The 9045-nt window shown below is 65.5% G+C and carries 8 protein-coding genes; 5 read left to right on the forward strand and 3 right to left on the reverse strand.

What is annotated here, in order from left to right; translation table 11 throughout:
* Nucleotides 1-32 precede the first annotated feature (32 nt).
* Nucleotides 33-1694, forward strand: coding sequence for a tannase/feruloyl esterase family alpha/beta hydrolase (locus tag HYH08_RS32105; protein WP_220013830.1), 1662 nt, complete (start codon nucleotides 33-35; stop codon nucleotides 1692-1694).
* Nucleotides 1695-1808: 114 nt separating this feature from the next.
* Here the strand turns inward: HYH08_RS32105 and HYH08_RS32110 are convergent, their stop codons facing one another.
* Together HYH08_RS32110 and HYH08_RS32115 are read right to left on the reverse strand one after the other, a co-directional pair.
* Nucleotides 1809-3422 (reverse strand): MDR family MFS transporter, encoded by a 1614-nt coding sequence (locus HYH08_RS32110; RefSeq protein WP_220013831.1) that lies wholly within the window; start codon nucleotides 3420-3422, stop codon nucleotides 1809-1811.
* On the reverse strand, nucleotides 3370-4617 hold the full coding sequence (locus tag HYH08_RS32115; protein WP_220013832.1) for an HlyD family secretion protein: 1248 nt from the start codon (nucleotides 4615-4617) through the stop codon (nucleotides 3370-3372). The genes HYH08_RS32110 and HYH08_RS32115 overlap by 53 nt, the downstream gene beginning before the upstream one ends.
* Nucleotides 4618-4708: 91 nt before the next feature.
* On the opposite strand from HYH08_RS32115, the gene HYH08_RS32120 reads away from it, so the two are divergent.
* The 4 genes from HYH08_RS32120 to HYH08_RS32135 all read left to right on the forward strand — a co-directional run bounded on the left by HYH08_RS32120 (nucleotide 4709) and on the right by HYH08_RS32135 (nucleotide 8855).
* Nucleotides 4709-5368: a TetR/AcrR family transcriptional regulator gene (locus HYH08_RS32120; protein WP_220013833.1), complete on the forward strand. Its 660-nt coding sequence runs from the start codon at nucleotides 4709-4711 to the stop codon at nucleotides 5366-5368.
* Between the two features lie 45 nt (nucleotides 5369-5413).
* A complete protein-coding gene (locus HYH08_RS32125; protein ID WP_220013834.1) occupies nucleotides 5414-5875 on the forward strand; it encodes a MarR family winged helix-turn-helix transcriptional regulator in 462 nt (153 codons plus the stop codon).
* Between the two features lie 10 nt (nucleotides 5876-5885).
* A complete protein-coding gene (locus HYH08_RS32130) occupies nucleotides 5886-6656 on the forward strand; it encodes an enoyl-CoA hydratase (RefSeq protein ID WP_220013835.1) in 771 nt (256 codons plus the stop codon).
* A gap of 117 nt (nucleotides 6657-6773) precedes the next feature.
* A complete protein-coding gene (locus tag HYH08_RS32135; protein WP_220013836.1) occupies nucleotides 6774-8855 on the forward strand; it encodes a methyl-accepting chemotaxis protein in 2082 nt (693 codons plus the stop codon).
* Nucleotides 8856-8860: 5 nt separating this feature from the next.
* Here the strand turns inward: HYH08_RS32135 and HYH08_RS37750 are convergent, their stop codons facing one another.
* Entirely contained in the window at nucleotides 8861-8983 is a 123-nt protein-coding gene (locus HYH08_RS37750) for a hypothetical protein (RefSeq protein WP_283844189.1), read from the reverse strand.
* Between the last annotated feature and the right edge of the window lie 62 nt (nucleotides 8984-9045).

Raw genomic sequence — 9045 nt, forward strand, 5'->3', positions numbered from 1 at the left:
TGAACAAGAAATAGAAGCGATAGGAGGAAACGATGGCGCGGATGCGGGCGAATTTCTGTGCGTTATGCGTGGGGGTGTCCATTGCATTGGGGGCGGGCGGCGCATCGGCGGTCACCTTGGCTGAGGATGCGGACACGGTCTGCAAGGGCCTCGCCGGCGGCACCGATGCGGTGAAGATCGATGCCGCGACGATGTTGGCACCATCGCCTTTAGCCCTCGCTGAACGCGGGCCGACGCCGTCGGGACGCGTCATGCCGGCCAATCCTGCCTTCTGCAAGGTGCTCGGTCATATCGACCCCGCCGATCCCATGGCGCCGCCGATCAAATTCCAGGTCAATCTTCCGATCGAATGGAACGGCCGCTCGGTGCAATATGGCGGCGGCGGTTTCAACGGCGTGCTGATTACCGGCCTTGGATTGCCGCCGGCCTATCCCTTCGACAAGCCGTCGCCGCTCGCGCGCGGTTTTGTCACCTACGGCACCGATTCCGGCCATGAGACCCGGCCGGGCGAGCCACCGCAGCTCTTTGCGCTCAACGACGAGGCCTTCGAGAATTTTGCCCATCGTGCCTACAAGAAGGTTCGCGACGCCGCGGTCGCGCTGATGCAGCGCGCCTACGGCAAGAAGCCCGAAAAAATGTACTTCATGGGCTCGTCCGAGGGCGGCCGCGAAGGCCTGACCATGGCCCAGCGCTATCCTGACGATTTCGACGGCATTTTCGCCCGCGTGCCCGTCATCAATTGGGTGGGCCTGCAGCATGCGGGTACGCGCTCAGGCCTCGTGACCATGGGGCAGGGCTGGATCAGTCCTGCGCAGGTGAAGCTCGTCGGTGATGCTGTGCGAGCCGCTTGCGACAAGGCCGACGGCTCCGACGACGCGCTGGTGCTGGACGCCGTGGGCTGCAAAGCGACGTTCAAGGTCGAGACCTTGCGTTGCGCCGACGGCAACAGCGGCGACGAGTGCCTCAGCGACGCACAGATCAAGGCAATCAATACGCTGCACGCCACCTACAAATTCCCGTTCACACTCGCCAATGGCCTCGACGATTATCCGGGCTGGGGCGTCTCGGGCGAGGACACGCCGGCAACCGGCCCGACCGGCGGCTGGTCTGCGTGGTGGCTCGGCAGCGCGCCGCCGGCGCAGCCGCCCGCGCCCAACAACGGCATTGCCTGGATCTACGGTGCCGGCGGCATTCAATACGTGTTTGCGCGCGATCCCAAGCTCGACGTCACCACCTACAAGGTGGAGGACCACAAAGCGCGGCTGCTCGAAGTCTCCAGCCTGATGGATTCGACCGATCCCGATCTCAGCCGATTCCGGGCGCGCGGCGGCCGGCTGATCATGCTCGAGCACATGGCGGATTACGCGCAGAGCCCCTATGCAGGTATTCGCTATTTCGAGAGCGTCGAGCGCAAGCTCGGCAAGGCGGAGACGGCCGAATTCGCGCGGCTCTACACCGCACCCGGCGTTGACCATGTCGGCTCCGGTGCGCCGGCCAATGTCGACATGTTGAGCGTGCTGGTCGACTGGGTCGAGAAAGGCAAGGCGCCCGGCGATCTCGAAGTCAGCGAGCAGAAGGTCGAGGCGCCGTCATTCGCGGTGCTGCGTGCGCTGCCGCTGTGCCGCTGGCCGACATGGCCGCATTACAAAGAGGGTCCGGTGAAGGAGGTCGCAAGCTTCACATGCGCGCCTTAGGGCACCGATCGTCACCACGGCGTCATGGCGGGCTTGTCCCGGCCATCCAAGCCTTGCCGTGCAACAGAGGACGTGGATGCCCAGGACAAGCCCGGGCATGACGAACTCCGCCTTCTAATGCGCCGGTCCACCCGCGGCCTTCACCCTTCGCGTCAGCAGCACCGCGATCGCGGCGAGCACCAGCACCGCGCCGATTAACGCAAAGGCGTCTGAATAGCCCATCACCAGCGCCTGGCGCTTCACCGTCTTGCCGAGCGCAATGATGGCCTGCTCGCGCGCGGCGTGGGGATCGGGCACGCCGTGGGCCATGAAGTAATCCGTCATCTGCGCGATGCGGCTGCGGACCTCCTCGCGGCCGAGCGTGACCGACTGGCCGATGATGTTGGAGTGGAACTGCTCGCGCTTGGTGATGATGGTGGCGAGCGTCGCCGTGCCGATGGCGCCGCCGAGATTGCGGAACATGTTGCTGATGCCGGAGGCGGCGGCCGCATCCTGCGGCGCGATGCCGCCCGTCAGCACCGAGGTCAGCGGCGTCAGCACCATGGCCTGGCCGACCGCGCGCACGATGTTCGGGATCCAGAGCTGGTCGCCGGCGTAGTCCGGCGACATCGCCGTGTTCATGAAGCAGCTATAGGCGAAGATCAAAAGGCCCGTGATGGCGATGTAGCGCGTGTCGAAGCGTTGCATCAGTTTCGGGATCAGCGGGATCAGCATCAGCTGCGGCAAGCCGGTCCAGGCCAGCACATTGCCGATCTGCTCGGCATTGTAGCCCTGGGCCTGGCCGAGATAGGCGGGCAGGATGTAGACCGAGCCGAACAGCGCGAAGCCGACCATCGTCATCGCGATGGTGCCGAAGCCGAAATTGCGCTGTGTCAACAGGCGCAGCCGGATCAGCGGCTTTTCGATCGTGAGCTCGATCGTGACGAACAGCGTCAGGCTCACGGCCGCGACGATCGCGAGCTTGACGATGAAGGGCGATGAGAACCAGTCGTCCTTGTTGCCTTCCTCGAGCACGGCCTGCAGCGCCGACAGCCCGATCGCCATGGTGACGATGCCGGCCCAGTCGCCGTCCTTCAGAAGGCCGAGCTGCATCTTCGTGCGCTCCAGCGTCAGATAGAGCGCGGCCACCATGACGGCGGTCGGAAGCACGTTGACGAAGAAGATGGTGCGCCAGCCGTAATTCTCGGTGAGATAACCGCCGATGGTCGGCCCGATCGCGGGGGCGAAGGTCACCGACAACGCGAAGATCGCAAGGCCGACCGGCTGCTGCGGCTTTGGCAGCTTGGTCAGCACCAGCGTGAACGCCATCGGGATCAACACGCCGCCGGCAAAGCCTTGCAGGCCGCGCATCGCGATCATCGAGGGCAAATCATGGGTGAAGGCACAAGCGACCGAGAACGCCGCGAACAGCGTCGCGCTCGCCAGCATGTAGCGGCGGAACGTGAACACGCGGCTGAGATAATCGGTCAGCGGGATCACGATGATCTCGCCGATCAGATAGGACGTCGAGATCCAGGAGCCGTTGTCGGCGCCGGTGCCGATGCCGCCCTCGATATTGCCGAGCGAGGCGTTGGTGATCTGGATATTCAGGATCGCCATGAACGAGCCGATCATGGCGGCGAGCACGGCGACCCAGACCGCGGCGCTCGCGCGGTTGGGATCGGCAGGCGCGCGCTCAGGCGTCGCGGCCGGTGATGCCGGCGTCGAAAGTGACAGGCTGTTTGACATGGCACGACCCTCCGGAGACGAGCTTCGCTTTGGACGCGGCGTCCGCGTTCGCGGCCGGCGCGGTCGAACGTGTTGCAATGGTTGGGATGACGGACATGCCGGGCCGCAGCGTGATCGCCGGTGCATTCGCGGCATCGAGCAGGATCTTGACCGGGATGCGCTGCACCACCTTGGTGAAATTGCCCGTGGCATTGTCCGGCGGCAGCAGCGCGAATTCCTGGCCGCTCGCCGGCGCGAGGGAGTCGACGTGACCGTGCACGACCTGGCCCGGGAACATGTCGACCTCGATATCGACCGCCTGCCCGGCCTTCACGTGGGTGAGCTGCGTTTCCTTGAAATTGGCGACGACGTAAGCACCGTCCGCCGGCACGATCGACATCAGCTGCGTGCCCGCCTGCACGAACTGGCCGACGCGCAAGGAGCGGTTGCCGACGATCCCGTCGATCGGCGAAACGATCGTGGTGTAGCCTAGATTGAGCTCGGCCTGCTGCTGGATCGCGGCGGCGCGGGCAGTAGCGGCCTTGGCCTGCACGATCTCCGCCTTGAGCAGATCGACCTGCTTCCGGGCGGAGATCAGGTTGGCGTTGTCGCGCGCGATCGTCGCGTCCGCGCCGGCGTCGCGGGCCTGCGCCTGCTGCGCGTTCTGCACGCTGCCATAGCCGGTCTTGGCGAGATCGCTGTAGCGCTTGTTCTCCTGCTCCGCGAAGGTCTTGGCGGCGGTGTCGACGTCGATAGTCGCCTTGGCGGCGGCGATCACCGCCTGCTGAACATCGAGCTGGGCCTCCTTGCTGGTCACCGTCGCATTCGCGGCGGCGACATCGGCCTTGGCCTGGTCGAGCGCCACCTTGAAGTCGCGATCGTCGATCCGGGCCAGCACCTGGCCGGCCTTCACATGCTCGTTATCGGAGACCAAGACACCGTTGAGATAGCCGCTGACCTTGGGTGCGATGGTGGTGTTGTCCGCCTTCACATAGGCGTCATCGGTGGAGACGAGGTACTGGCCGACGGTCCAGTAATCGTAGCCATACCAGCCGGCGCCGGCCAATGCGACGGCCGCCGCACCCATCAGCAACAGCTTGCGAAGATTCAGCTTTTTCTTGGTGGCTCCGGTCGGCGTGGCCGGCAGGATGCCCTCGCGTGCGGTCGCGGGAATGGCGGTCTGGGCGGCAGCGGACGGGGTCGTGTGGACGGTCATGGCCGGCTCCCCTGAATTAGGAAACTTGATAATTTCCAAAATGAGACTAGCTTGGGAATTGTCAATGGAATGACAGGCGTCATTTAAAAGCATGGCTCAGGCAAAATCAGACAGTGGCTGCCGCCCGCGCGGCCGGCCTCCGGTGCGCAGCGACGAGGAAACGAAGCAGATCGTCCTCGAAGCCGCGCGGCATACGTTTGCTGCCGAGGGCTATGCCGCGACCAGCACCGAGGAGCTCGCGCGCGGCGCCGGCATCTCGACCAAGACCTTGTATCGGCTGTTCCCGGGCAAGGCCGCGCTGTTCGAAGCGATGTGCGCGGACAGGCTGGAGCGACTGCTCTCGGCGGTCGACCTGCAAGGGAGCGACGAGGTCGATATCGAAACCGGCCTGCACGCCGCGTTGCTCGCCTGCGCCGATCTCGCGCTCGATCCCGAGGTCGTGGCGTTGCAGCGCATGGTGCTGCAGCAATCCGCCACATTTCCCGAGCTCGCCGCCAATTTCTACAACAACGGCATTGCTCGTACCGCCAAGGCGCTGGCCGGCTGGTTGCGTCTCCAGGTCAAGCGTAAGCGCATCGCAATCGACGATCCCGAGGAAGTCGCCGGCATGCTGGTCGGCATGGTCGCATCGGCGCCTCAGCGCGCCGCGATCTATGGTGGCCTACCATTGCCGTCGCGCAAGCAGATCGAACGGCGCGTGCAGACCTGCGCCACCCTGTTCCTCGACGGCTGCCGCGCCAAATCGGCCTGACGGCCGCGCTTTGACAAGAGTGCCGGTGTCGGTTATCTATTTCGCATGCGAAATAAATCCGCCGCGGCGAGCCACCACCGGCTGATCTACCTCCTGAGCGTCGCACAACGCCGGTTGCAGCGCTGGATGGCGTCGCAGCCCGAGAGTGAGGTGACGCCGGCGCAGGCGGGGCTGCTGTTCATTCTCGGCAAGCAGGACGGCGCGCTGATGGGCGAAGCGGGCGCGGCGCTGGACATGGGGCCGGCCGGTATTTCCGGCCTCGTCGATCGCATGGAAGCCGCAGGACTGATCGAGCGGCGCGCCGATCGCGAGGACGGACGCGCCTTTCGGGTGTGGCTGACGCCGAAGGGGCGGAGCGCGCTGGCGCGGGCGAAAACGTCGGCCGCCGAGATCAACGCGGCGCTGACGGACGGGTTCACGGCTGCGGAGATCGACATCGTGGCGCGCTGGCTCACCAGCATTCGGGACAAGTTTCCGAGAGACACTTCGAGATCACCAGAGGAATAAGGAGAGCGCAATGACCGAGCACGTCCGAATCGAGAACAACGGCGGAATTCTCACCATCACCCTGGCGCGTCCCGACAAGAAGAACGCACTGACGGATGCGATGTACGGCAAGCTCGCCGACACCATCGTATCCGCCGAGTCCGATCCCTCCGCCCGCGTGATCCTGATCCGCGGTGAGGGTGACATGTTCACCGCCGGCAACGATGTCGGCGAGTTCGCGGCGGTGGCATCCGGCAAGTCGGAAGGCAGCCGTAACGTCGTTCGCTTCATCCAGTCGCTGGCGCGCTGCACAAGGCCGCTGGTCGCCGCGGTGCAGGGCCGCGCCGTCGGCGTCGGCACCACGATGCTCTTGCATTGCGATCTCGTCGTGCTCGCCGACAATGCGCAATTGTCGACGCCCTTCGTCAGCCTTGCGCTGGTGCCGGAGGCTGCCTCCAGCCTGTTGATGCCGGCCCGCATCGGCTATGCCCGCGCCTACGAAATGTTCGCGCTCGGCGAGACCGTGCCGGCGACATCCGCGCTGAACTGGGGTCTCGCCAACCGCGTGGTGCCGCTCGACAAGCTCGACGCGGAGGCGCTCGCGCTGGCGCAGCGACTCGCTCGCCAGCCGGCCGGCGCGCTCACCGCGACCAAGAAGCTGATGCGCAACGGCGAGGCGCTGGTCGCGCAGATGCAGGCAGAGGGCGAGCAGTTCGCGCTGCGCCTGCGCACAGCGGAGGCGCGGGAGGCGTTTACGGCGTTTGCCGAGCGGCGGCCGCCGGATTTCACGAAAGTTGCCTGATTTCGTTAGCGGAAAGCCCGGGCATGCCAGGAACTCTCGGCAATTTGACTAAAACCTTAACCGATCTTTGGCATGTCGCGCTGCAAGGTGGCCTTTTCCGAAGCCCCTCGTGACCCCATGGCGATGTTTAAGAAATCGGTAAGCTCGCTGCTTCTGACCCTGATGGCCTTGCTGGCGATTGGCGCGCTGGCTTCCACGGCGATCCAGATGTTCGGAGCCTTCGGTCGCTACAGCGACAGTCTCGAGACCGCGCGGCTGGCTGCTGCCGACAAGGCGATCTTCCACGGCGTGCTCGCACTGCGTAACAATCGCGGCGATGCCCAGAGTGCCATCCTCGGCGAAGACGATCCGCGCGCCAAGCTCGCCGATGCCGAGAAGGCAGAGCAGGGCGGTTATGACGGCGTCAGCTCCGCGCTTGCCACCGTCGAATTCGCACGCCGCGACGAACTCGCCAGCACGCTGAAGCAGCGCTGGGATGAAGCCGCGCCGCAATTCCAGCTGTTCTACGACGAAGCCAAGCGTCCGCGCGCCGAGCGCAAGATCGAGCGGACCAATTCCTGGTACGATGCCGTCACCAAGGTGATCGACACCGCCAATCTCGCCTCCACCGCGGTGTCGAACCGCGCCTGGATGAACGATCCCTACATCGCCCGCATGATCCAGGTCCGCCGCTTCGCCTGGCAGGTGCGCGACCGTTACGGCATCCATTGCTCGATGCTGCGCTCGAACGTCAACAGCAGCAAGCCACTCGACGACACCCAGAAGCGCTCGCTTGCGCAATGGGACGGCACCATCGCCTCCGGCTGGGCCGGCATGGGCGAGCTGCTCGCAGCGCCCGATGTCAGCGCGGAGCTGGTCACCGCGGCGAAGGAAGCCCAGGCCAAGACCGACGGCGTCCTCAAGCAGATCGGCGACATGACCAAGAACTTCGACGGCAGCGGCAAACCTGCAATGCCGGCTTCGGAGTGGAACACGCTGTGCCAGTCGCCGTTCCCGCTGATCGTGGGAGTCGCGACCAAGGCGCTGGATCAATCGATCGCACGGGCCGAATCCGTTCAGGCCAAGGCACTCACCAACCTCGTCATGCAGTCGATCGGGTTTCTGGCCGCGCTGGCGGTCACGCTTGCCGGTGTCTATGTTGTGCGCAATCGACTGATGCGCCCGGTGCGCGCCATACTCGATGCCATCGCCCGGATCGGCGCGCGCGATTATGCGACGCCCGTCCCGCAATCTCGCTATCCCGACGAGTTCGGCACCATGGCGGCCGCGCTCGAAAGCCTGCGCGAGAGCGCGGCAACGGCCGAGCGTCTCGGCCGGGAGCGCGAATCGCAGCAGGCGCTTCAGCTCGCCCGCTCCGGCACCGTGGACGAAGCCTGCCGCAGCTTCGACGCCACCGTGCAGGCCGTCATCCACAGCGTCGCGGCGTCGGCGAGGGAGCTCGACGCCACCGCGACCGATGTGCGCACGCTGGTCTCGGAATCGAGCAACCAGACCGCGGCAGTCGCCTCCTCTGCCGAGCAGGCCACCAACAATCTCGAGACCATCGCGGCCGCGACCGAAGAGCTTTCCGCTTCCGTCGGCGAGATCTCCGCGCAAGTGCAGTCGAGCGCGCGTGAGGCCCGTGAAGCCGTGTCGCAGGCCGAGCGGACCAACGCGACGGTCGAGGTTCTCGACCAGACCGCAGGTCGCATCAGCGAGGTCGTGAAGATGATTCACGCCATTGCCGGCCAGACCAATTTGCTGGCCTTGAACGCCACCATCGAGGCTGCCCGTGCGGGTGAGGCTGGTCGCGGCTTTGCCGTGGTCGCCGGCGAGGTCAAGAGCCTCGCGGCCCAGACTGCCACTGCGACCGAAGAAATCTCGCGCCAGGTCGAGGAGATCCAGGGTGCGACCGGACAGGCCGTGAGCGCGATCCGCTCGATCGGTGGGGCCATCAGCGGCATCGACGAGAAAATGACGGCAATCGCGGCGGCGGTCGAGCAGCAGCGCGCCGCCACCACCGAGATCTCGCGCAACTTCCAGCAGGCCGCCCAGGGCACCCGTGAAGTCACCGACACCATCGGCAGCGTCGCCAAGCTCAACCAGGAGACCGGCAACGCCGGCACGGTGCTGTCAGAGTCCGTCAAGAAGATGTCGGCGGACGCCGATCGTCTCCGCACCGCGGTCGAGGGCTTCCTTGGTGCGGTGAAAACCGCTTAAGGCCATCATCCCGCGTCGTGCGGATCGGCATTGCCGCCGATGCGCGCGCCGAGTACATCTGTTTCGCCGCGCGCGTGCGGTTGTAGATGTGCAAGAAAATCAGGGATGGAGAGTTCGATGCCGGTCACCCCACACAAGGCCCAGCGCCCCTATCGCGGCGTGTTCCCGGTGGCGCCTACCATCTTCGACG

It is taken from the genome of Bradyrhizobium sp. BR 10289 (genome assembly GCF_019455385.1).
In the GTDB taxonomy this organism is placed as follows: domain Bacteria; phylum Pseudomonadota; class Alphaproteobacteria; order Rhizobiales; family Xanthobacteraceae; genus Bradyrhizobium.

What these genes read in the sequence shown, in the direction of transcription:
- HYH08_RS32115 (WP_220013832.1), bottom strand. Translation starts at nt 4,617, where the DNA reads ATGACCGTCCACACGACCCCGTCCGCTGCCGCCCAGACCGCCATTCCC.
- HYH08_RS32120 (WP_220013833.1), top strand. Translation starts at nt 4,709, where the DNA reads ATGGCTCAGGCAAAATCAGACAGTGGCTGCCGCCCGCGCGGCCGGCCT.
- HYH08_RS32130 (WP_220013835.1), top strand. Translation starts at nt 5,886, where the DNA reads ATGACCGAGCACGTCCGAATCGAGAACAACGGCGGAATTCTCACCATC.
- HYH08_RS32110 (WP_220013831.1), bottom strand. Translation starts at nt 3,422, where the DNA reads ATGTCAAACAGCCTGTCACTTTCGACGCCGGCATCACCGGCCGCGACG.
- HYH08_RS32135 (WP_220013836.1), top strand. Translation starts at nt 6,774, where the DNA reads ATGGCGATGTTTAAGAAATCGGTAAGCTCGCTGCTTCTGACCCTGATG.
- HYH08_RS32125 (WP_220013834.1), top strand. Translation starts at nt 5,414, where the DNA reads ATGCGAAATAAATCCGCCGCGGCGAGCCACCACCGGCTGATCTACCTC.
- HYH08_RS32105 (WP_220013830.1), top strand. Translation starts at nt 33, where the DNA reads ATGGCGCGGATGCGGGCGAATTTCTGTGCGTTATGCGTGGGGGTGTCC.